This is a genomic window from Sphingomonas lutea, assembly GCF_014396785.1.
Lineage (GTDB): Bacteria > Pseudomonadota > Alphaproteobacteria > Sphingomonadales > Sphingomonadaceae > Sphingomicrobium > Sphingomicrobium luteum.
In genome coordinates this window covers 1,664,591-1,686,706 of the sequence record NZ_CP060718.1, presented here as the reverse complement: position 1 = coordinate 1,686,706, position 22,116 = coordinate 1,664,591, and the positions used below count along the sequence as shown (strand labels likewise).

Here is a 22,116-nt window from a genome sequence, read left to right as displayed (position 1 = left end):
CCTTTGTATTCGGTTGTGCAATGCAATGGACGAGCGCCCCTAACATAGGGGAAGCGCCTCTTCCACAGCGTGCTCGGGGCTTTTGGAAGACGGGGATTTCCGATGTCGCGGAGGGGCTCGAGCGCCTCCTCGAGCGCGAGCGCGCGCAATTGCCGCCGTGGATCGCGGTCGGGCTCGGCACCGGCATCGCCGCCTGGTTCGCGATCGACAGCCGGATCGGCTGGGCGGCCTTCCTGTGCATCAGCGCCGCGCTGGCGCTTTCGGGCCTCGCGTTCGGCGGTGGCCGGGCAGGGCGGGCGCTCGCCTGGTTCGCCTTCGCTGCGGCCGTCGGCTTTGCTTTGATATGGGCGCGGTCCGAATGGGTCGCCGCGCCGCGCCGCGCCTCGATCGCCCCGTCGTCACCATGGTGTCGGGCACGGTCGAGCGGATCGACTATCTCGCCGCCAAGGGCACCGTCCGCCTGACCCTGCGCGCCGACGCCCCGCTGCCGCCCCGCGTCCGGGTGACGATCGACGAGGAGGATCAGCCGCCGGACCTTGCCCCCGGCGCGGCTATGACGACTCGCGCCCGCCTCGCGCCGCCGCCGGCGATGGCGCTCCCCGGCACCTACGATTTCGCCCGCGACGCCTGGTTTCGCGGGATCGGCGGGGTCGGCAAGGCGCTCGGCCCGGTCACGGTCACCCGCCCGGTTGACGCGACGGGCTTCGAGCAGGCGCGCAACGCCTTGCGGGGCCATATCGCCACCAGCCTTCCGGAGCGGCCCGCGGGGATTGCCATCGCCCTTGCCACCGGTGATCAGAATTCCGTCGACGCCGAGGACGCCGAGGCGATGCGGCGAAGCGGCCTCACGCATCTGCTGTCGGTCAGCGGCCTGCATATCGCCGCCGTCGTCGCGGTGGCGATGTGGCTTGCGCTCAAATTGCTGGCGCTGAGCGAGCGGTTGGCGTTGCGCTTCAACCTCGTGCTTGTCGCCGCGGGCGTCGGCGCCGCCGCCGGGGTCGGCTACACCCTCCTCACCGGCGCACAGGTGCCCACCGTGCGCAGCTGCATCGCCGCTTTGCTCGTGCTCGCCGGGATCGCGCTCGGGCGAGAGGCGATCAGCATCCGCCTGATCGCGGTCGGAGCGATCGTCGTCTTGCTGTTCCGGCCCGAAGCGCTGGCGGGCGCGAGCTTCCAGATGAGCTTCGCCGCAGTCACAGCGCTGGTCGCGCTTTACTCGAGCCGCTGGGGACGGCGAATGCTCGAGCGGCGCGACGAGGGATCATTCGCGCGCATCGGCCGCGCCCTGCTGGCAATGGTCCTGACCGGGCTCGCGGTCGAGGCCGCGCTCATCCCCATGGCGCTCTACCATTTCCACCGCGCCGGACTGTACGGCGTCGCCGCCAACATCGCCGCGATCCCGCTCACCACCTTCGTCATCATGCCGGCGGAGGCGGGCGCGCTGCTGCTCGACAGCATCGGGCTCGGCAAGCCCTTGTGGTGGGTGACCGACGTCGCGCTCGGTGCGCTACTCGGCCTTGCCCATTGGGTCGCGTCGGCGCGGGGCGCGGTCGCAATGCTGCCCTCAATGCCCGGCTGGGCGTTCGGAACGATCATCGCGGGCGGTTTGTGGCTGTGCCTGTGGACCAGCCGGATGCGCCTGCTCGGGCTCGTGCCCGCCCTCATCGGCGCGATCGGCGCGGCGACTGCGCCGACGCCCGACCTGTTGATTACCGGGGATGGCCGCCATCTCGCCGTGGTCCGCGCGGATGGCACGCCAATGCTGCTGCGCGAACGCTCGGGCGATTACATTCGCAGCGTGCTCGCCGAATCGGCCGCGTTCGATGGCGATCCGCTCCCGCTTGGTGACCTCCCCGGCAGCGACTGCTCGCGCGATGCCTGCGTGGCCGAGTTGGGCGACGCGGGGCGGCGCTGGCGCTTGCTCGCCATCCGATCGTCGCAACGGATCGATTGGGCCGCGCTGACCCGCGCCTGCGCCGCGGCCGACATCGCGGTTGCCGATCGCCGCCTGCCGCGCGGCTGCACCCCGCGCTGGCTCAAGCTCGATCGTGCAGCGCTGGCGCAAAGCGGCGGCGTTGCGATCTTCCTCGACGATCCCCCGCGCCTCGACACGGTGGCGGACCGCGTCGGCGATCATCCGTGGGGAATCGGGCGTTAGCGGCTATTCTGGCACCGCCTCCCATGCCGCAAGCTCGCTTCCCGACGGATCGATGAAGTGGAAGCGGCGGCCGCCGGGAAACGCGAAGATCGGCTTGGCGATGATCCCGCCGGCCTTGGTCACGGCGTCGAATGCGGCGTCGAGATCGTCGACGCGGACCACCGGCAAGGGCGCGGACAGCGCATCCTCGGGCTGGCCATTCAACCCGACGTCGACATCGCCGGTCGTCGTCGACGCATAATCGGGCCCGTAATCGGCGAACGTCCAGCCGAATGCCCGCGCATAAAAGGCGCGCGTCAGCTCATGCGCGGTGGCGCTGGGCAGCTCGACATAATCGATGCGTGGGGCCGGCACCTCAATAGCGCCGGATCAGTCCCGCCAGCCGCCCCTGGATCGTCACGCGGCTCTCGTCGTAGCGCTGCGGTTCGTAGCGCGCGTTGGCGGGGTCGAGGCGGACCATGCGGCCTTCGCGGCGGAAGGTCTTGAGCGTGGCTTCCTCATTGTCGATCAGCGCCACGACGATTTCGCCGTCGCGCGCGGCATCGGCCTTGCGGATCAGCGCGAAGTCGCCGTCAAGGATCCCCTCGTCGACCATCGAATCGCCGGACACTTCGAGCGCATAATGTTCGCCCGGTCCAAGCAAAGCCGCGGGGACGGCAAAACCCTCGGTACCCTGCAACGCCTCGATCGGCGTACCGGCGGCGATCCGCCCGTGCATCGGGATTTCGATCGTGTCGTTGGCCGCCGCCGGCGCGCTGAGGCGCAATTGCGCGACGTTCGACGGTTGCGTCTCCGGCAGCTTGACCACTTCGAGCGCGCGCGCCCGGTTGGGCAGGCGGCGGATGAACCCGCGTTCCTCGAGCGCCGAGATCAAGCGGTGAACGCCCGACTTCGACTTGAGGTCGAGCGCTTCGCGCATCTCGTCGAAGCTTGGCGAAATCCCGCCCGCCTTGAGGCGCGCATCGATGAACAGCAGCAATTCGCGTTGCTTGGCGGTGAGCATCATCGACCCCTGTCAAGAACAGACGGGGAACGTGTAGGCAACGAAAAGGTTCGCGTCAAGCCGAGCGTCAGAAGCCGCTGGCCGTCATCCTTTGCTTGGCCGCGGCGATCGCCGATTCGTTGCGCTTGATCTTCACGTCGGCGCGAATGGCGTTGATCAGCTGCGCCGCATAATCCTCGCCGATCGCCTGCTGCAGCTCGGTCTGCATCCGGGCGATCAGCGCCGGTTGCAGGAGGGCATTGCCCGGCACGATCTTGTTGACCTTGACCACGAAGAAGCCGCCGTTCCGCGGGTCTGCGACCATCCGGCTCTTGCCCTGCGGCAGCGTGAACAGCATCCGCATCGCGGGCGGGATCACGGCATTGGCATTGGCGATCTCGATCCGCCGCGCAGCCATCGGCCGAACCGCCGGAAGCGCGACGCCTGCTTCGCGCACCGCCCGGGCGAGCGGCATGCCGCGCGCTGCCTTGGCCGCGATCGCCGATGCGGCGGCGCGGGCGCGGATCAGCGCCTGGCTCTCGATCCAGTCGTTGCGGACCTGGTCACGGATGCTGGCCAGCGGCGCCGGGGCGGCGGGCACGACCTGCGCCGGGGACATCAGCGCATAGCCCTGGTTCTCGCCGAGCGGGATGATTTCGGGCGGGTCGTTGGGCGCGATCTTGAAGGCTTCCGTGATCGCCTTGGCAAGGTCGGCGGGGGCGCGATAGGCGGGGTCCACGCGCGAACGGCCGTTGGGCATGATCAGCGGCGTCGTCGTCGTCTCCAGCCGCGCCGCCGCGGCGGCTTCGGCGAAATTGGCGCCGTCATCGATTGCCGTCTGCACCTTGTCGACCATCTCTTCGAGCGCCGTGCCCCGCTTTTCGCGGGCCAGCCGTTCGGCAATCTCACCACGCGCCTGAGCGAGGGACCGCCCGCCTTCGCGCTTGATCGATTCGACCTTCACCACGACCCAACCAAAATCGGACCGGGTCGGGCCGACCACGGCCCCTTGCGCCGCTGAAAACACCGCCTGCGCAGCCCGTGCTCCGGCGACGGACGAATAGGCTTCGCGTGTCTGGTCGGGCAGTCTGGTGACGGCGGCGTTGCTGCCGGCCGGCGCGGCCGCTGCCGCCAGCGTGCCGCCCTGGCGCGCGCGGGCGGCAATCGCTGCGGCGGTCTGCTGGTCGGGAACGACCACCTGGCTCAAGGAGCGCGTGTCCTTCGCTCCATAGATCGCCTGATTGGCGTTATAGAAAGCCGCAATCTCCTGATCGCTTGGCTGGACATTGGCGACCTGCTCGGCGCCGATCCGCGCGATTCGGATGACCCGCTGTTCGGGCACCGTGTAGCGACCGCGGTTGCTGGCATAATATCGCTGCAGGTCGGCGTCGCTCGGGTTCAGGCCGCTCCTGAACAGTTCGATCGGAATGCTTGCCGCCTCGCCTTCGCGCGCCTCCAGCATCATGTTCGCATAAGGCGTCGCCAGCCCCACGGGCACGCGCGGGTTGGCGACGACGGGCGCCAGCACCAGCCGCTGCAACAGGCTGCTGGCAAGCAGGCGCCGAAGCTGGGCGTCGGTCATGCGCTGCTGTTGCAAGAAGGCCTGGTACGCCTGGTCGCTGAACTGGCCGTTGAGCCCGCGCGTCCCCGGCAGCTGCGCGATTTCGGCATCGATCAGCCGCTTCGACAAGCGAAAGCCGTTGGCATTGGCGAAGGCAACCAGTGCGCGTTCGTCGATCAGCGCGGACAGGATGGGATCGAATTCGTTGGCGATCGTCCCGTAGTCCGCGCCCGGATTCTGCTCGCGCACCTGCGCCAGGCGGCGCTGCATCGCGTCGGACATGTCGGCATCGGTGACTCGCTCGTCCCCCACCGTGGCCAGGGCCGAGCCGTTCCCGCCGAAGCTGAGCGTGCCGCTGCCGAAATTCTGCGCGTCGGCGATGGCAAAGCCGATGATGATGGCCAGCAGGACCAGGGCCATGACGATGGTGCCGACCTTGGATTTGGAAGAGCGGCGGAAAAAAGAAAGCATCGGTGTCCGGGGATGTTGTCGGGGCGGGAAGGGGCTGTTTAGGGACGCGGCACGACCGCATCAAGGCGCGCGGCTTCCGATCTCCATCAAGCCCCGCTAGGGGCGGCGCAAACAGGGGATTTGCATGGCAAATAAGAAACTGGTCGCCGGCAATTGGAAGATGCACGGCCTCTCCGCCGACCTGCCGGAAATTGCGGCCATCGCCGCCGCTGCCTCTTCCTACGGCAATGTGGATGTGGCGCTATGCCTGCCCGCAACCCTTATCGAACGTGCGGTCCGCGCGGTCCCGGGCTTCGCGATCGGCGGGCAGGACGTGCATTCGGCCGAAAAGGGCGCGCACACCGGCTGCACCTCGGCGCAGATGCTGCGCGATGCCGGCGCTGCACTCACCATCGTCGGCCATTCCGAACGCCGCGAAGCGCAGCATGAAAGCGATGCTGAGGTGAAGGCCAAGGCCGAAGCCGGCCTGGCCGCTGGCCTCGGCGTAATCCTGTGCATCGGCGAAAGCCTCGACGTGCGCGAATCCGGCCGCGCGGTCGAAGTCGTCGATGCCCAGCTCGCCGCGTCGCTCCCCGCGGAAACGCGCGACAATCTGGCGGTCGCCTACGAACCGATCTGGGCGATCGGCACCGGCAAGGTGCCGTCGGTCGGGGACATCGGCGAAATGCACGCGGCGCTTCGTGAGCGGCTCGTCGCCGCCTATGGCGAAGCGGGACGGGGGGTTCGCATCCTTTACGGCGGGTCGGTCAAGGCATCGAACGCCGCCGAAATCTTCGCCGTTCCCGATGTCGACGGCGCGCTCGTCGGCGGCGCCAGTCTCAAGGCCGCCGACTTCCTGCCCATCGTTGCCGCCGCCGCCGTCGATTGATCGTCGTGCGGTTGAAGGCGCGCGCTGCATCGCCTAGATCGCTGCAATCCCCGCATTAGAAAGCCCGCCATGTTCGCCTTCCTGCTGATTGTTCAGACGATTATCGCCGCCTCGCTGGTGGGCGTCATCCTGATGCAGCGTTCCGAAGGCGGCGGTCTTGGGGTCGGCGGCAGCTCGTCGGGCTTCATGACCGCACGCGGCGCGGCGGACTTTCTGACGCGCTCGACGGCGATCCTCGGGGGCGCGTTCATCATCCTGTCGATCATCATGGCGGCAATCGCCGGGGCCACTGGCGGACCGGTCGAGGTCGACACGTCGCTCGCCAACAGCGTCGCCCCCGTGCAGCAAGAGCGGCCCGCGCAGGCCATTCCGCAGCCCGGCGCGCAGCCGCAGCAAAATGAGGCGGCGCCCGCCGTCCCGCTGGCGCAATAAGCAAGAGCCCACAGTTTTTTCACGTCCCCGCTTGCGCCGGGGCGGTTACTCTCTCTAAGCCCCGACTCCCATGGCGCGGTTCATTTTCGTCACCGGCGGCGTGGTCTCATCGCTTGGTAAAGGCTTGCTCTCGGCATCGCTGGGCGCATTGCTGCAGGCGCGCGGGTTCAAGGTCCGGATCCGCAAGTTCGATCCCTATCTCAATGTCGATCCGGGGACGATGAGCCCCTATCAGCATGGCGAAGTCTATGTGACCGACGACGGGGCGGAAACCGACCTCGACCTCGGCCATTACGAACGCTTCACCGGCGTGTCGGCGCATCAGTCGGACAATGTCACCAGCGGCCGCATCTACCGCGACATCATCGCGCGCGAACGGCGCGGCGATTATCTCGGCGCCACGGTCCAGGTCATCCCCCACGTGACAAACGCCATCAAGGAATTCGCGCTCAGTGACATCGACGGCCTCGACTTCGTCATCTGCGAGGTCGGCGGCACCGTTGGCGATATCGAAAGCCTGCCCTTCATCGAAGCGATCCGCCAGCTGCGCAACGACCTCGGCCGCGGCCAGACGGTCAGCGTCCACACCACGCTAGTGCCGTGGATCGCCGCGGCGGGTGAGCTCAAGACCAAGCCGACGCAGCACAGTGTCCGAGAAATCGCCAGCCTCGGCGTCCAGCCCGACGTCCTGCTGTGTCGCAGCGAAAAGCCGCTGCCCGAAGCCGAGCGGCAGAAGATCGCGCAATTCTGCAACGTCCCCGTCTCTGCGGTCATCCCCGCGCTCGATGCGCGCAACATCTACGACGTGCCCCTGCAATATCATGCTGGCGGCCTCGACGATGAAGTGTTGCGCGTGTTCGGGATCGAGGATGCGCCCGCGCCCGAGCTCGATCGCTGGACCGAGATCATGGACCGCATCGATCATTACGACAGCGAGGTCACGATCGGGGTCGTCGGCAAATATGTCGTCCTGCCCGACGCGTACAAAAGCTTGCGCGAGGCGCTGGTCCACGGCGGGATCGCCAACCGCGCCAAGGTCCATATCCAGTGGCTCGACGCCGAACTGTTCGAAAATGACGATGCCGACGTCGTTGCCGAGCTCGAGCCGATGCACGGCATCCTCGTCCCCGGCGGGTTCGGCGAGCGCGGCAGCGAAGGCAAGATCGCCGCGGTCAAGTTCGCCCGGGAACGGGGCATCCCCTTCTTCGGCATCTGCCTCGGCATGCAGATGGCGTGCATCGAAGCCGCGCGGAACCAGGCGGGCATCGCTGCCGCCTCGACCACCGAATTCGGCGAGACGGCCGAGCCCGTCGTCGGCCTCATCACCGAATGGATGAGCCCCGAAGGCCTGCAGAAGCGCTCGGCCGACACCGACCTCGGCGGGACGATGCGGCTTGGCAGCTATGACGCCAAGCTGTCGCACAACAGCAAGGTCGCGGCCGAATACGGCACCACCGACATCTCGGAACGCCACCGCCACCGCTACGAAGTCAACGTCCACTATCGCGACGCGCTCGAACAGCAGGGGCTGATCTTCTCCGGCATGTCGCCCGACGGCGAGCTGCCCGAGATCGTCGAGCGCCCCGACCACCCGTGGTTCATCGGCGTCCAGTTTCATCCGGAGTTGAAGAGCCGCCCGTTCGACCCGCACCCGCTCTTCGCCGGCTTCATCGGCGCCGCGCTGCAGCAGTCGCGGCTGGTTTAATTTTTCTCGCGCATTAAATCGCAGCCATGACCAACAGCATTTCGACCCGCCTTGCGATCGTCGGCTCCGGCCCGGCCGGCTACACTGCCGCCATCTACGCCGCGCGTGCCGGGCTCCAGCCGATCCTGATCCAGGGCATCCAGCCCGGCGGCCAGCTGACGACTACCACGGACGTCGAAAATTACCCGGGCTTCCGCGACGTCATCCAGGGCCCGTGGCTGATGGAGGAAATGCAGGCGCAGGCCGAACATGTCGGCACCAAGGTCGTGTGGGATCACATCACCGACGTTGACCTCTCGCGCCGCCCGTTCCGCCTGAGCGGCGATGGCGGCACGCAATATTTCGCCGATACCCTCGTCATTGCCACCGGCGCGCAGGCAAAATGGCTCGGCCTGCCATCGGAAGAGCATATGAAGGGCAGGGGCGCCTCGGCCTGCGCGACATGCGACGGCTTCTTCTACCGCGGCAAGAAGGTCGCGGTGATCGGCGGCGGCAATACCGCGGTCGAAGAGGCGCTGTACCTCACCAACCACAGCCATGACGTCACCCTGATCCACCGCCGCGACAGCTTACGCGCCGAAAAGATCCTCCAGGACCGGCTGTTCGCGAACGAGAAGATCAAGGTCATCTGGGACAGCGAAGTCGCCGAATTCGTCGGCGGCGGCGATCCCGAGGCGCTGGTCGGTCTCGACCTCAAGAACCGCAAAACCGGCGACATCAGCCGGATCGACGTCGAAGGCGCGTTCGTCGCGATCGGCCATTCGCCCGCGACGGAGCTCTTCGCCGGCAAGCTCGACCTCGACGAGGACGGCTATATCAAGGTCGACCTCGGCTCGACCCGCACCAGCGTTGCCGGCGTCTTCGCCTGCGGGGACGTGATGGACAAGACCTACCGCCAGGCGGTCACGGCGGCGGGCACCGGCTGCATGGCCGCCCTCGACGCCGAAAAATATCTCGCGGCGCAGGAATATGAAGCGATTGCAGCTGAATAATCAGCTTTCCGGATAAATCGCTTCAACGAAATACAGCCCCTGCGGCGGCGCATTGAGCCCCAGCGCCGCGCGATCTTTCGCCTCCAGCGCCCGCGCCATATCCTCCGCGCGCCACTGCCCGCGCCCAACCATCGCCAGGCAGCCGACCATCGACCGAACCTGGTGATGCAGGAAGCTGCGGGCCGCGGCATGAACGTGGATCTCGTCGCCGACGCGCGCCACCTCCAGCCGGTCGAGCGTCTTGACCGGGCTCTCCGACTGGCAATGCGCCGACCGGAAGGTGGTGAAATCGTGCCGACCGACGAGCAGCGCCGCCCCCGCCTGCATCGCCGCGACGTCGAGCGGCACGGCAATATGCCACACCTTGCCCGCATCGAGCGCCGGCGGCGCGCGGCGATTGCGGATGCGATAGAGGTACCGCCGTCCGGTGCAGCTGAAGCGCGCGTGCCAATCGTCCGCGACCTCCGCCACCTCAAGCACCGACACCGGCAGCGGCCGCACCAGCGCGTTCGACCCCTCGCGCAGGCGATGCGGCGTCAGCGCCTTGACGATATCGACATGCGCGCTCATCGCCAGCGCGTGCACGCCCGCGTCGGTCCGCCCCGCCGCGTGCACGACCGCCTGCTCGCCGGTCATCCGCGCCAGCGCATCCTCGATCGCCTGCTGCACCGACGGGCCATGGTCCTGTCGCTGCCAGCCCATGAACGGCCCGCCGTCATATTCGACCGTCAACCGCCAGCGAGTCACGGCAGGATCGTACCCTGCGCAATCGCAAAGCCGCGCAGCATGTCCTTGACGGCCATCGCGCCCTTGCCCGCGCGCTGGACCAGGCGGCAGTGGATCGCATCCTCGCCGCAGGCGATGACCAGCGGATCGCCGACAACCTCGCCCGGCGTGCCAACGCCGTCGACGCATTCGGCGTCGAGTAGCTTGATGCGTTCGCCGTTCGCCTCGAACCACGCCCCCGGCGTGGGCGCAAACGCACGCACCTGCCGCTCAATCTCCTCGGCGGTGCGGCTCCAGTCGATCCGTGCCTCGGCCTTGTCGATCTTCGACGCATAGGTCACGCCGTCCTCCGGCTGGGGCACCGGGGCGGACGGGCTGGCGAGCCAGTCGACCAATGCTTTCGCGCCCAATTTCGCCAGTTCCTCCGTGACTTGGCCTGCAGTCTTGCCATCGATCGCAAGCTCGCGCTTGAGCAGCATGGGCCCGGTATCGAGCCCTTCGTCCATGCGCATGATCGTCACCCCCGTGATCGCGTCCCCGGCGAGGATCGCGCGCTGGATCGGCGCCGCCCCCCGCCAGCGCGGCAGCAGGGAGGCGTGGACGTTCACGCAGCCTTTTCGCGGCGCGTCGAGGATCGCCTTGGGCAGGATCAGCCCATAAGCCGCGACCACTGCGAGATTCGCATCAAGCGCCCGGAACCGCGCTTGCTCCTCGGCATCGCGCAGCGTGCGCGGGGTGCGCACCGCGATCCCCAGTGCTTCGGCGCGTTGGTGCACCGCGGTCTTGCGCTCGGCCTTGCCCCGGCCGGCGGGGCGGGGCGGCTGGGCATATGCCGCCATGACATCATGTCCCGCCGCGACCAGCGCCTCGAGGCTGGGCACGGCGAAGTCCGGCGATCCCATGAACACGATCCGCATCGCCCGTCATTGCGAGCAGCGAAGCAGCGAAGCAATCCAGTTTCGGGGGCATGGATTGCTTCGCTTTGCTCGCAATGACAGAGGTTCGTCATGGCCTCCCCCGAAATCGAAGCCCTAAGCCAGGCCCTCGCGCGCCTTCCCGGCCTTGGGCCCCGCTCGGCGCGGCGTGCGGTGCTGCACCTGATGAAACGCCGCGAAACCACGCTGGTGCCCCTGCTGGCGGCGATGCAGCAGGTCGCCGAGAAGCTGTCGACCTGCGCCACCTGCGGCAATGTCGACACTTCGGACCCGTGCAGCATCTGCCGCGATCCGCGGCGCGACGACAAGAGCCTGTGCGTGGTCGAGGAGGTCGCCGACCTCTGGGCGCTCGACCGCTCGCGCCTGTTTCCGGGCCGCTATCACGTCCTCGGCGGCCGGCTGTCGGCGCTCGATGGCGTTCGGCCCGAGGACCTGACGATCGACCAGCTCGTCCGGCGCATCTCTGCCGGCGGAATCGATGAGGTCGTGCTGGCGATGAACGCCACGCTCGAAGGCCAGACCACCGCCCATTATCTTGCCGAGCGACTGGAAAACTTCCCCATCCGGATCAGCCAGTTGGCGCACGGTCTTCCAGTCGGTGGTGAACTAGACTATCTCGATGAGGGTACGCTTGCCCAGGCCCTGCGCGCGCGCCGTCCGGTCACTTAGCGCCGGCCGCTCTCTCGTTCGTCCTGAGCGAAGTCGAAGGGCGCTTCGCCAGCCTCGGTGCAGGACGCCCTTCGACTGCGCCCCCTTCGGCGGCTCCGCTCAGGACGGACGCGGGTGTGTTGAAGGATGAGGCTCTAGAGACTAAATCCCCCTCATGGCCATTCGTCCCATCCTCGAAGTTCCCGATCCGCGCCTGCGTGAGATTTCCAAGCCCGTCGAAACGGTCGACGATGGCGTGCGTGCGCTTATCGCCGACATGTTCGAAACGATGTACGACGCGCCCGGCATCGGCCTCGCCGCGATCCAGGTCGGCGTCCCGCAGCGCATCCTGGTCATCGACCTGCAGGAGCCCGAGGAGGAAGAGGGCGAGCCGGTCCGCGACCCGCGCGTATTCATCAATCCCGAAATCGTCGAGCATAGCGACACCGACGTGCCTTATGTCGAAGGCTGCCTCTCGGTCCCCGACCAATATGCCGAGGTCGACCGCCCCGACCGGATCCGCGCCCGCTGGCTGGACGAGAACGGGGTCGCGCATGACGAAGAAATTACCGGCATGCTTGCGACCTGCCTGCAGCATGAGATGGACCATCTGAACGGCGTTCTGTTCATCGACCATCTGTCGCGCCTGAAGCGCGAAATGATCCTAAAGAAGATCGCCAAGATGCGGAAAGAGCTGGGGAAAAAGGCGGCGTAGCCAACCGGCCGCACTGTCGATAAGACCCGTTCGTCCTGAGCTTGTCGAAGGGCGCTGGCACGACCGTCCGAGCTTCGCCCTTCGACTTCGCTCAGGACGAACGAGCCCTCAACCCGCGATCAAGCCCAACATCACCCCGCGATGCTCGCCGCGGCCCTGCGGCAATCGTCGGCGCATTCGCGGCAGATCTGCGCGCACAGCTTGCAATGCTCGTGGTCGTGGCTCTCGCATTCGGCGGCGCATTGCTCGCACATCCGCGCGCACAGCTCGAGCAGTTCGAGCAGGATCGGCTGGTCGTCCCCGGTCCGCCGCAGCCCCAGCCGTGCAGTCGCCTCGCAAATGTCCGAACAGTCGAGGCACAGGCGAATGCACTGCGTCATGTCCATCGTCTCGGCCATGCAGGCGTCGGCGCAGCTCAGGCACATTTTTGACGCGTACATGAGGTGATGCACGGCATCGCCCAGCGCCTGGTTGTTATGCGCTTTGCTCCCCGGATGCAGGGCAATCATCTTGCGAATGGACAATGTCGCTCTCCTTGTTCGGCCAAAGTTGTGGATAGACGCGTCCGCAGCGCTTGTCGTCGGCAAATCCGAAGGGTAAGTTCCCATTCTGTTCTTCGGAGGCAAGCGTGGACGCGACCTTCATCGTCATTGGCGTGATCGGGTTGGCGCTGGGCGCGCTGATCGGCTGGTTGGTCGCCAGCCGCGAGGCCGCCGCGGGCAAGCAGACCGTGCAATCGCTTCGGCTTCAGCTCGACGAAGTCATCCGCGAACGCGATTCCAACCGCGACGCCGCAACGCGCCTCGCTGCGCTCGAAGCGGCGCAGATGGAGCGTGAACGCGGGTTCGAAGCCCGCATCAAGGAACTGGTCGAGGCCAAGGAGCAACTCTCCGCCCAATTCTCCGAAATCAGCAACAAGTTGCTCGCCGAGGCGCAGGAAACGTTTCTCAAGCGCGCCGACCAGCGCTTCCGCCAGTCCGAGGAACATGCCGGCCAGAACATCAAGGCGCTGCTCCAGCCGGTCCACGACCGGCTCGAACGGTACGAGACGACCGTGCAGAAGGTCGAGGCCGAGCGCCGCGATGCCTTCGGCCTGCTGTCGGGGCAGATCGACGCCATGCGCACGGGCACCGAGCGCGTCTCGGCCGAAGCCGCCAAGCTGGTCAATGCGCTGCGCAATGCCCCCAAGGCGCGCGGGCGCTGGGGCGAGCAGCAATTGCGCAACGTCCTCGAATCTTGCGGCCTGTCGGAACATTGTGACTTCGCGACGGAAGTCAGCGTGTCGGACGGCGATGGCGGGCGGCTTCGCCCCGATGTCGTGGTCCGCGTACCCGGCGGACAGAGCCTGGTGATCGACGCCAAGGTTTCGCTCAACGCCTATCAGGATGCCTTCGGTTCGGTCGACGAAGCCGCGCGCGACACGCATCTCACCGCCCATGCGCTGTCGATCCGCGCCCATGTCAACACGCTCGGCGCCAAGGCCTATTGGTCGCAATTCGAAGACGCGCCCGACTATGTCGTGATGTTCATCCCGGGCGAGCATTTCCTCACCGCCGCGCTCGAGCAGGATGCGAACCTGTGGGATTATGCCTTCGACAAGAAGGTGCTGCTGGCGACCCCGACCAACCTCATCGCCATCGCCCGCACCGTCGCCGCCGTCTGGCGGCAGGAGCGGCTGGCCAAGGAAGCGCGCCAGATCGGCGAGCTGGGCAAGGAGCTGTACGAGCGCCTTGCCAAGGCCGCCGACGATTTGCGCAAGGTCGGCAGCGGCCTTGCCAGCGCGGTCAACAATTATAACAGCTTCGTCTCCAGCTTTGAGACGCGCTCGCTGGTCACCGCCCGTAAATTCCGGGAGCTGAATATCGAGCCTGGGCGGCGCGACATCGATGTGCTGAGCCCGGTCGAGGCCTTGCCGCGCTACGCCGATGACGAACTCTCACTCCGTGAGGAGGATGAGGAAGAGGCCGCGCCGCCGCAGATCGCCGCCCGCTGAACCACATTGCAAAATAGGATTTCGTTTGGGAGCTTGGGTAAGGTCTGATCACGGTCGGCCCGGCTCTTTGACCATCGATATCCACTCCGCGCGGCGCGCTAAAGTCACAGCAATAGCGCCGCACACCATGACTTTAATGACGATAAGCGCCGCTAGGCTCTTTCGCTCGCCGGCTACGGCTCCGGTTTAGCGTCAGATTCTTGCCGATTTGCCGCGTTTTCAGGGCCTGATTTGCAGGTCGAGCGACCCGGCGGCATTGCTCAGCCGCAACGCCGTCCCGCTGCGCCAGTCCATGCGCATCGGCTGGCCGAGCACGGCAAACCCCTGGCCCTCGATCGCCATCGGGTCCGGGCCTTCGTCGAGGGCCGAGGCGCAGGCCATTTGGGTCACCGCTAGCGTCTGCACGATGAGCATCTGCCCAGCGGTGCGGTAGGGGCCGGAAAAGCGGTTGCAGCCGAACGACCCGCCGACCTGGCCACCAGAAAAACTCAGCTCGCCTCCAGCGGAGCGGTCGTTGAGCTTGGTCACGGTCCAGCGCGTACCTTCGAAGCTGCGCGCATCGGCGGTCACGCTCGCGCAACCGGCCAGCGCCAGAGCGAGGGCCGCGGCCCTAAAGACCGCCGCAGCCATTGAAGCGTCGGCCGTCGACGTCGACCTGCACCGTATCGGGATAGACGCGGTCGCTCATCCCGTCGCTGCAACTGCGGCTGTGGACGATATTCACGTGGATTCGCGGGGTCTGGTAGATTTCGCCGGCAATTCCGTTGATCGGCCGCGGCGTCGGCTGTTGCACCGGCTGCCCGTCCATCTGCGTGAAGGTGATGTGGTGCTCGTCGATCAGCAGGTTCCAGAACGGCTCGGTGCCGATCGCGCGGTAGGGCGCGGGCGGCGGCGGCGGGGTCGACAGGCAGCCGGCAAGCATGGCGGCGATTGGAAGGGCGAGCAGCGATCTTTTCATGCGCGGAACAACCGCGCGCTCCGCCACCGGTTCCGTCAGCGCCAGCTGGCGCGCACCTGGAACGCCATCACAGCCGCGGCGATGGCGGCGTTGAGGCTGTCGGCGCGGCCCGCCATGGGGATCTTCACAAGCAGGTCACACGCCGCCTCATAGTCGGTCGGAAGGCCCTGCTGCTCATTGCCGATGAGAAGGAAGCACGGCTTGCGATACGCAGCCTCGAGATAGTCTTGCGAGGTGTTGAGGCTGGTCCCGACCAATTGGCTTTCGCCAACGCGCAGCCAGTCGAGGAAGTCGGGCCAGCGCGCGGCGGCGATCGCCTGGGTGAACACCGCGCCCATCGACGCCCGCACCGCCTCAACCGAATAAGGATCGGCGCAATCGTCGACCAGGATCAACCCGCCCGCGCCGACCGCATCGCCAGTGCGCAGGATGGTCCCGATATTGCCGGGATCGCGCAGCGCCTGGGCGACGATCCACAGATCGGATGCGGAGCGGTCGATGCCGTCCAGCCCAACCTCGGGCTGGCGATATGCGCCGAGCAGCATCTGCGGATTATCCTTGCCCGACATTTTGGCGAGGATGTCCGCGCTAGTCTCGATCGCATCGCCCCCCGCCGCCTCGGTCGCGGAGATGATCTCGGCGGCGAGCGGATGGCGCGCGCCCTCAGGCGAGAAGGCGACGATCTCAGGCAAGCGGCCGCTGTCGCGTGCTTCGGCAATGATCCGCAGCCCCTCGGCCAGGAACAGTCCCTCGCTCCGCCGCGCCTTCTTGTCGCGGAGGGAACGCAGCAATTTCACAATACTGTTGGAAAAAGAGGTTACCTCGCGGGGCATTATTCTTCCCCAAACCGGCCCTCGACCAGTTGGGCGAGCTTGGCCAGCGCGGCTTCGCTGTCGGCGCCCTCGGCGTGGATGGTGATGCTGTCGCCCATCGCCGCGCCGAGCATCATCAAGCCCATGATGGAGGTGCCGCAGACGCGGTTGCCGTCCTTTTCGACTTCGATGCTTGCCGGCAATTCGCTCGCCATGTTGACGAACTTGGCGCTGGCGCGGGCGTGCAGGCCGCGCTTGTTGTCGATTCGCACGACGCGGCTGACCGCGCTCAAGCCGCCGCTTCCCCGAGAATCTCGGATGCGACCGAAATATATTTGCGACCTGCCTCGCGCGCGGCAGCGACCGCGGCATGGACCGGCATCACCTTGCGCGCACCCTCAAGGCGAATGAGCATCGGCAGATTGACCCCTGCGATGACCTCGACGCCTTCGCTCTTCATCAGGGAGATGGCGAGGTTGGACGGGGTGCCGCCGAACAGATCGGTGAGAATGATCACGCCGCGGCCCTGGTCGACCTTGGCGACCGCTTCGGAAATGTCCTTGCGGCGGACCTCCATGTCGTCGTCAGGGCCGATGCAGATCGCTTCGATCGCATCCTGCGGGCCAACCACATGTTCCATGGCCGTGATGAATTCGGCCGCCAGGCGGCCGTGGGTCACCAACACTAATCCGATCATTCGTCGCCTGCCTTACGCCTCTTGCCGCGGATCGGCCTCAATCGTGTCGCTCGGCGGCGAGGCCAGGTCTCTGTGGCGGACATTCGGGGAAAATCCCGCGCTACGCAATCGCTCCGTCATTTCGATGGCGGCGGCGACCGAACGATGGCGGCCCCCGGTGCATCCGAACGCAACGGTCACATAGCTTTTGCCCGCGGCCCAGTAGCGGGGAATCCAGTCCTTGAGAAGCGATTCGATCCGGTCGAGCGCCTCATTCCAGGACGGATCGGCCGCCAAATAGTCGCGCACCGGCGGATCGTCGCCAGTCATTGGCCGAAGCTCATCCACCCAGTGCGGATTGGGCAGGAAGCGCAGGTCGAAGACCAGGTCGGCGGTGCGCGACACGCCGCGGGCAAAACCGAACGAGACCATGGTCAGCACCGGCTGGTCGGAATCGTCGCCGTAGCGTCGCCGCAACTCGTCGCGCAGCTCGGCCGGGCTGAGATCGGTGGTGTCGAGCACGCCATCGGCGGCGGCGCGCAGGCCCGCGGTGACCCGGCGTTCGCGGGCGATCCCATCTTCAGCGGGACGGTCAGGGGCGAGCGGGTGACGACGGCGCGTCTCGTCATAGCGGCGGATGAGTTCGGCGCCCGAGCAGTCGAGATAGAGGATTTCGGGGTGGACGCCCTCCATGCCGCGGATGACGCCGGGCAGGCGGTCGGCGTCGAAACCGCGGCTGCGCGCATCCATGCCGATGGCAACCGGCACGACGCGGCATTCGGTGCCGGCGTGAACGAAATCGTCGAGCAGGTCGACGGGCAGATTGTCGACCGTATCCCAGCCCATGTCCTCGAGCGCGTCGAGCACCGAGGATTTGCCCGCGCCCGACATGCCGGTGACGAGCAGGAGGCGCGGCAGCCGCGCGGGCCGCCCGGTGTCGGTCAAAACTTCAGGCCCATGAGGTCGAGCGCGAGGGCGACCTTGGAGGGCGCGGAGGCGGTCAGCGCGTCGATCGTCACCAGCGGGATGCCAAGACCAAGGATCGGGCGTGTCCGGCTGTCGTCGGGCAGGCGCTGCATGTTGCTGGTCAGCTCGACAATCAGCGCGACCGGCACCTCGTCGGTCGAATCCACATCGACGATGCCAATGCCGCGCACCTCGAGCTTGCCGGCGATGCTTTCGGGCGCCGAGGCGATTAGCCGGTCGCCCTCCTTGCGGACGATAGTGCGGTCATCGCTGACGAGCACGAAGCCGCGATCGAGCATGCGCAGGGCAAGGTCCGACTTGCCCGCGCCCGACGGCCCGGTGATGAGCACGGCGCGGCCGCCGCTCGCGACCGTGCTGGCGTGAAGCGTCTCGGCCGAAAGGCGCGGCGCGATCATGCCCGATCCGCCGCGGGGAGGCGGATGGTGAAGCGCGCGCCCGAAGGCGCATCGTCGCGGTCGTGCACGTCAATCTCCCCATCGTGACCTTCGACAATCGCGCGCGCGATCGCAAGGCCAAGCCCCGAGTGGCGACCGAAACCGTCGCCTTCGGGCCGCACGGAATGAAACCGATTAAAGATGGCTTCGCGCGCGTCCTCGGGCACGCCGGGCCCCTCGTCATCGATGCGAATGCGTACCTCGTCTCCAATGCGCGACGCCGCAATCTCGACCAGGCCGCCGGGGGCGAGAAGCTAACGGCGTTGTCGAGGATGGCGTTGATCGCGCGCGCCAGCCGGTCGGGCTTTCCCATCACCACGGCCGTTGCCTTGCGGGGCCGGGCAAAGGCAATCCGCGCGTCACCAGTTTCGCGTCTTTGCCCCCAGCTGGTGGCGAGCTGTTCAATCAACGGCCCGAGATCGACGCGCTCGAAGCGGGCGCGAGCCAGCTCGGCGTCGGTGCGCGCGGCCTCGCTGATGTCGTTGATCAGCCGGTCGAGCCGAACCACGTCGTCACGAGCAATCCCGATAAGCTTTCGTTGCAAGGCCGGATCGTCGACGCGGTCGAGGCCGTCCACCGCCGAACGCAGCGAAGCCAACGGGTTCTTGAGTTCGTGCGTAACGTCGGCGGCGAAGGCCTCGATATTGTCGATGCGTTGGCGAAGGGACTGGCTCATGTCGGAAATTGCCCGCGCCAGAAGACCGATTTCATCGGTGCGGGAGGGAAGCCGCGGAACCTTCACTTCGCGGGAGCGGCCGAGCCGGACCCGATGCGCGGCTAGAGCAAGGCGGCGCAAGGGGCGAGCGATGGTGCGCGCCAAAAACAGCGACAGCAGCACGGAAAACAGGCTGATTGCGACCAGCACGACGCCCAAGTTCTTGCGTTGCGCCCGCACGGTTCGCGTGATCTGCCGGTCGTTTTCCGTCACCAGCAAGGCGCTTCCGTCGGGATTGAGAGCCGCCGAGGAAATGACCGGCGTAAGGTCCGGCGCGACCCTTATCATGCTGACCGATTGGCCGCGCCTCCGAGCGGCGGCGATCTCCGCCCAAGCCGGCGCGCGGTCGTCCGCCGGCTCGATGAAGTCTGGGGGATTGGGCTCCCCAACCAACGCGTTGAAGGCGCGATCCAGCGCGCGCGCTGCATCCTTCGTCCATCGCTGCGTGGCGGGGTCTCGCAATTCATAAGTCGGCTGCCCGCCGCGCCAGCTATCGGCCACCAGCGTGCCATCGGGGTCGTAGAAGCGGAAGCGTGCACCGCTGAGCTGCCCGGCGTCGCGCAACCAAGCGTTGCGTTCGGGCGCAGAGCGCGCAGCGACTGCCGGGGCAAGCAGAGACGCTTGCTCGCGCGACTGCTGCTCCCGCTCGTTGACCAGGCGGTCGCGAAACGCATCGAGGTAGAGGACCGCAGCGATGAACAGCGCAATGGTCAGCATGTTCACCGCCAGAATGCGGTATCCCAGCGTCCAGCGGCCCGACCAGCTCAGCTGAAGGTCGGATTCGTCGTCAGACGTCGAAACGGTAGCCGACGCCATAGAGGGTTTCGATGGCGTCGAATTGTCCGTCGACGACCCGGAACTTGCGCCGGATGCGCTTGATGTGACTGTCGATGGTGCGGTCGTCGACATAAACATCGTCACTATAGGCAACATCGAGCAATTGATTGCGGTTTTTGACGACTCCCGGACGCTGGGCGAGCGCTTCCAGGATCAGAAATTCGGTGACGGTGAGACTGACGTCGCGGCCATCCCAAATGACCTTGTGGCGCGCCGGGTCCATCGTCAGGCGGCCGCGTTCGAGCAACGGCGGTTCGGGCTCGTCGTCGGTCGCAGTGGCTTCGCCGCGCGCCAGCTCCTGCCGACGCAGGATGGCGCGGATGCGGGCGATGAGGAGGCGTTGGGAAAAGGGCTTGGCGATATAATCGTCGGCACCCATTGCTAGGCCCAGCGCTTCGTCCAGCTCGTCGTCCTTGGAGGTGAGGAAGATGACCGGCATCGAGCTCGTCTCGCGCAACCGGCGGAGCAGCTCCATCCCGTCCATGCCCGGCATCTTGATGTCGAACACGCCAAGGTCGGCGGGATTGTCGCCGAGCGCCTTGAGCGCGGTCGCGCCATCCGAATAGACGCGCGTCACGAAGCCCTCGGCCTGGAGCGCGATGGATACGGAGGTGAGGATGTTACGGTCGTCGTCGACCAGCGCGATCACTTGGCTCATCGGGCGCCTTTGCCGGTTGACGACCCGGATTAGCTATCGTCCTTCCGACAAACAAGCCAAGCCCTGTGGAGGGACGGGGTCGGCCAGCCGTTTTGACCGCGTGGCTTGTTTCCGGCTATAAGGGCACAACATTGCAAGCGGTGGCAGGCCAGACCGGTCGCCGCCGCTTTTGGCATTCATGAAGGGGTGACACGGCAAGTGACGGATCGCGTTCCGCAGAGCGGGCTTGAGGCCCAGGGCATTGAAACCGCTGCGAAGATTCACTGGAATCTGACGACTGCGCCATTGGTCGAGCAGGCAGTTTCGCGCGGCGAGGGGCAGCTGACCAAGGACGGCGCGCTGCTGGTCGACACCGGCAAGTTCACCGGGCGCAGCGTGAAGGACAAGTTCGTCGTGCGCGATGCCACGACCGAAGAAACGATCAATTGGGGAAGATCAACCAGCCGATGACGCCCGAGCATTGGGCCAATCTGAAGGCGGACTTCCTCGACGCGTTGAAGGGCCAGCCCGAACTGTTCGTTGCCGACCTCTACGGCGGCAGCCAGCCAGAGTATCGGGTGAACGTCCGCGTGATCAATCAGATGGCGTGGCACAACCTGTTCGTGCGCACGCTGCTCGTGCGTCCGGAAGCCGAAGAACTGGCCGGCTTCGAGCCCGAATATACGATCATTAACCTGCCCAGCTTCAAGGCGAATCCGGAACGCCACGGCTGCCGCAGCGATACGGTCATCGCCGTCAACTTCACCGAGAAGATGATCCTGATCGGTAACACCGAATATTCGGGCGAAATGAAGAAGGGCGTGTTCGGCCTGCTGAACTTCCTGCTTCCAGCGCAGGGCGTGATGCCGATGCACTGCTCGGCGAATATCGGCGCGGATGGCAAGAGCGCGATCTTCTTCGGCCTGTCGGGGACAGGCAAGACCACGCTGTCCGCGGACGCCAGCCGCACGCTCATCGGCGACGACGAGCATGGCTGGTCGGACACTGCGGTCTTCAATTTCGAAGGCGGTTGCTACGCCAAGATGATCAACCTGTCGGCGGAAGGCGAGCCGGAGATTTACGCGACAACCAAGATGTTCGGCACGATCCTCGAGAACGTGGCGATGGATCCGGAAACGCGTGAGCTCGATTTCACCGACGCAAGCAAGACCGAGAACACGCGCGGCGCCTATCCGATCGACTTCATCCCGAACACGTCGAAGGAAAATCTCGGCCCGCCGCCGTCGACCATCATCTTCCTCACCGCCGATGCGTTCGGCGTTCTGCCGCCAATCGCCAAGCTGACCGCCGACCAGGCGATGTACCACTTCCTGTCGGGGTACACCGCCAAGGTCGCGGGCACCGAGATCGGCGTGACCGAGCCCGAAGCGACCTTTTCGACCTGCTTCGGCGCTGCCTTCATGCCGCGCCGGCCGACCGTTTACGGCAATCTGCTCAAGAAGCGCATCGCCGACGGCGGCGCGGACTGCTGGCTGGTCAACACCGGCTGGACCGGCGGCAAGTATGGCACCGGCAAGCGCATGCCGATCAAGGAAACGCGCGCCTTGCTCAACGCCGCGCTCGACGGCAGCCTCAAGAACGTCGAGTTCCGCAAGGATCCGAATTTCGACTTCGAAGTGCCGGTCTCAGTGCCCGGTGTCGACACGTCGATCCTCGATCCGCGCAGCACCTGGGCGGACAAGGACGAATATGACCGCACGGCGGCCAAGCTGGTCGACCTGTTCGTGAACAATTTCGCCGAGTTTGCGCCGCACGTGGACGAAGGCGTCCGGCAATCGGGTCCGACGCCTGCGCAACAACAACAGGTGCAGGCCGCCCAACCCACGACCGTCTGACGGCCCGGTCATCGATCG

The 22,116-nt window shown here is 66.4% G+C and carries 23 protein-coding genes and 2 pseudogenes; 10 read left to right on the top strand and 15 right to left on the bottom strand.

What is annotated here, in order from left to right; translation table 11 throughout:
- The first annotated feature begins 20 nt into the window (after positions 1-20).
- The gene (locus tag H9L13_RS12765; RefSeq protein WP_235090834.1) at positions 21-464 is read left to right on the top strand and encodes a hypothetical protein; all 444 of its coding nucleotides are present in this window, start codon (positions 21-23) and stop codon (positions 462-464) included.
- On the top strand, positions 359-2,158 hold the full coding sequence (locus H9L13_RS08690) for a ComEC/Rec2 family competence protein (RefSeq protein ID WP_235090833.1): 1,800 nt from the start codon (positions 359-361) through the stop codon (positions 2,156-2,158). The genes H9L13_RS12765 and H9L13_RS08690 overlap by 106 nt, the downstream gene beginning before the upstream one ends.
- A gap of 3 nt (positions 2,159-2,161) precedes the next feature.
- Here H9L13_RS08690 and H9L13_RS08685 read toward each other — a convergent pair whose 3' ends face one another.
- The 3 genes from H9L13_RS08685 to H9L13_RS08675 form a co-directional block, all read right to left on the bottom strand.
- Positions 2,162-2,512, bottom strand: coding sequence for a VOC family protein (locus H9L13_RS08685; protein ID WP_187537343.1), 351 nt, complete (start codon positions 2,510-2,512; stop codon positions 2,162-2,164).
- A gap of 1 nt (position 2,513) precedes the next feature.
- The gene (lexA, locus tag H9L13_RS08680; protein ID WP_187540275.1) at positions 2,514-3,161 is read right to left on the bottom strand and encodes a transcriptional repressor LexA; all 648 of its coding nucleotides are present in this window, start codon (positions 3,159-3,161) and stop codon (positions 2,514-2,516) included.
- Positions 3,162-3,228: 67 nt separating this feature from the next.
- Entirely contained in the window at positions 3,229-5,172 is a 1,944-nt protein-coding gene (locus H9L13_RS08675) for a peptidylprolyl isomerase (RefSeq protein WP_187537342.1), read from the bottom strand.
- Positions 5,173-5,296: 124 nt separating this feature from the next.
- Between H9L13_RS08675 and tpiA the strand changes: the two genes are divergently transcribed.
- The 4 genes from tpiA to trxB all read left to right on the top strand — a co-directional run bounded on the left by tpiA (position 5,297) and on the right by trxB (position 9,169).
- Positions 5,297-6,040: a triose-phosphate isomerase gene (tpiA, locus tag H9L13_RS08670; protein WP_187537341.1), complete on the top strand. Its 744-nt coding sequence runs from the start codon at positions 5,297-5,299 to the stop codon at positions 6,038-6,040.
- Positions 6,041-6,109: 69 nt separating this feature from the next.
- Positions 6,110-6,472, top strand: a complete 363-nt coding sequence (gene secG / locus H9L13_RS08665; protein ID WP_187537340.1) for a preprotein translocase subunit SecG — start codon at positions 6,110-6,112, stop codon at positions 6,470-6,472.
- 70 nt (positions 6,473-6,542) lie between these two features.
- Positions 6,543-8,177 carry a CTP synthase gene (locus H9L13_RS08660; protein WP_187537339.1) on the top strand — a complete coding sequence of 545 codons (1,635 nt, stop codon included), beginning with the start codon at positions 6,543-6,545 and terminating at the stop codon, positions 8,175-8,177.
- Positions 8,178-8,203: 26 nt separating this feature from the next.
- Positions 8,204-9,169: a thioredoxin-disulfide reductase gene (gene trxB, locus H9L13_RS08655; RefSeq protein WP_187537338.1), complete on the top strand. Its 966-nt coding sequence runs from the start codon at positions 8,204-8,206 to the stop codon at positions 9,167-9,169.
- Here trxB and truA read toward each other — a convergent pair whose 3' ends face one another.
- Both truA and fmt read right to left on the bottom strand, forming a co-directional pair.
- Positions 9,170-9,916, bottom strand: a complete 747-nt coding sequence (gene truA / locus H9L13_RS08650) for a tRNA pseudouridine(38-40) synthase TruA (protein ID WP_187537337.1) — start codon at positions 9,914-9,916, stop codon at positions 9,170-9,172.
- The gene (fmt, locus tag H9L13_RS08645) at positions 9,913-10,812 is read right to left on the bottom strand and encodes a methionyl-tRNA formyltransferase (protein WP_187537336.1); all 900 of its coding nucleotides are present in this window, start codon (positions 10,810-10,812) and stop codon (positions 9,913-9,915) included. The genes truA and fmt overlap by 4 nt, the downstream gene beginning before the upstream one ends.
- 90 nt (positions 10,813-10,902) lie before the next feature.
- Between fmt and recR the strand changes: the two genes are divergently transcribed.
- Both recR and def read left to right on the top strand, forming a co-directional pair.
- Positions 10,903-11,499 (top strand): recombination mediator RecR, encoded by a 597-nt coding sequence (gene recR, locus H9L13_RS08640; protein WP_187537335.1) that lies wholly within the window; start codon positions 10,903-10,905, stop codon positions 11,497-11,499.
- A gap of 154 nt (positions 11,500-11,653) precedes the next feature.
- The gene (gene def, locus H9L13_RS08635) at positions 11,654-12,193 is read left to right on the top strand and encodes a peptide deformylase (RefSeq protein WP_187537334.1); all 540 of its coding nucleotides are present in this window, start codon (positions 11,654-11,656) and stop codon (positions 12,191-12,193) included.
- A gap of 131 nt (positions 12,194-12,324) precedes the next feature.
- Here def and H9L13_RS08630 read toward each other — a convergent pair whose 3' ends face one another.
- Positions 12,325-12,717 carry a four-helix bundle copper-binding protein gene (locus tag H9L13_RS08630; RefSeq protein WP_187537333.1) on the bottom strand — a complete coding sequence of 131 codons (393 nt, stop codon included), beginning with the start codon at positions 12,715-12,717 and terminating at the stop codon, positions 12,325-12,327.
- A 104-nt stretch (positions 12,718-12,821) separates the two neighbouring features.
- On the opposite strand from H9L13_RS08630, the gene H9L13_RS08625 reads away from it, so the two are divergent.
- Complete coding sequence (locus tag H9L13_RS08625) at positions 12,822-14,186, top strand: DNA recombination protein RmuC (protein WP_187537332.1); 1,365 nt, start codon at positions 12,822-12,824, stop codon at positions 14,184-14,186.
- A 219-nt stretch (positions 14,187-14,405) separates the two neighbouring features.
- Here H9L13_RS08625 and H9L13_RS08620 read toward each other — a convergent pair whose 3' ends face one another.
- The 9 genes and pseudogenes from H9L13_RS08620 to H9L13_RS08580 form a co-directional block, all read right to left on the bottom strand.
- Positions 14,406-14,816: an META domain-containing protein gene (locus tag H9L13_RS08620; protein ID WP_187537331.1), complete on the bottom strand. Its 411-nt coding sequence runs from the start codon at positions 14,814-14,816 to the stop codon at positions 14,406-14,408.
- The gene (locus H9L13_RS08615) at positions 14,797-15,144 is read right to left on the bottom strand and encodes a COG3650 family protein (protein WP_187537330.1); all 348 of its coding nucleotides are present in this window, start codon (positions 15,142-15,144) and stop codon (positions 14,797-14,799) included. Before H9L13_RS08615 ends, H9L13_RS08620 begins: the two co-directional genes overlap by 20 nt.
- 35 nt (positions 15,145-15,179) lie before the next feature.
- The gene (locus H9L13_RS08610; protein WP_187537329.1) at positions 15,180-15,977 is read right to left on the bottom strand and encodes a TrmH family RNA methyltransferase; all 798 of its coding nucleotides are present in this window, start codon (positions 15,975-15,977) and stop codon (positions 15,180-15,182) included.
- Entirely contained in the window at positions 15,977-16,249 is a 273-nt protein-coding gene (locus H9L13_RS08605) for an HPr family phosphocarrier protein (protein ID WP_187537328.1), read from the bottom strand. Before H9L13_RS08605 ends, H9L13_RS08610 begins: the two co-directional genes overlap by 1 nt.
- The gene (locus H9L13_RS08600) at positions 16,246-16,653 is read right to left on the bottom strand and encodes a PTS sugar transporter subunit IIA (protein WP_187537327.1); all 408 of its coding nucleotides are present in this window, start codon (positions 16,651-16,653) and stop codon (positions 16,246-16,248) included. Before H9L13_RS08600 ends, H9L13_RS08605 begins: the two co-directional genes overlap by 4 nt.
- A gap of 12 nt (positions 16,654-16,665) precedes the next feature.
- Positions 16,666-17,523, bottom strand: a complete 858-nt coding sequence (rapZ, locus tag H9L13_RS08595) for an RNase adapter RapZ (protein ID WP_235091318.1) — start codon at positions 17,521-17,523, stop codon at positions 16,666-16,668.
- A 50-nt stretch (positions 17,524-17,573) separates the two neighbouring features.
- Positions 17,574-18,014: an HPr kinase/phosphorylase gene (locus tag H9L13_RS08590; RefSeq protein ID WP_223176440.1), complete on the bottom strand. Its 441-nt coding sequence runs from the start codon at positions 18,012-18,014 to the stop codon at positions 17,574-17,576.
- Positions 18,011-19,584: pseudogene (locus H9L13_RS08585) on the bottom strand (sensor histidine kinase). The gene H9L13_RS08590 and the pseudogene H9L13_RS08585 overlap by 4 nt, the downstream one beginning before the upstream one ends.
- Positions 19,556-20,263, bottom strand: coding sequence for a response regulator transcription factor (locus tag H9L13_RS08580; protein WP_187537326.1), 708 nt, complete (start codon positions 20,261-20,263; stop codon positions 19,556-19,558). The pseudogene H9L13_RS08585 and the gene H9L13_RS08580 overlap by 29 nt, the downstream one beginning before the upstream one ends.
- 198 nt (positions 20,264-20,461) lie before the next feature.
- Between H9L13_RS08580 and H9L13_RS08575 the strand changes: the two are divergent.
- Positions 20,462-22,098 (top strand): annotated as a pseudogene (locus H9L13_RS08575) (phosphoenolpyruvate carboxykinase).
- The last annotated feature ends 18 nt before the right edge of the window (positions 22,099-22,116 follow it).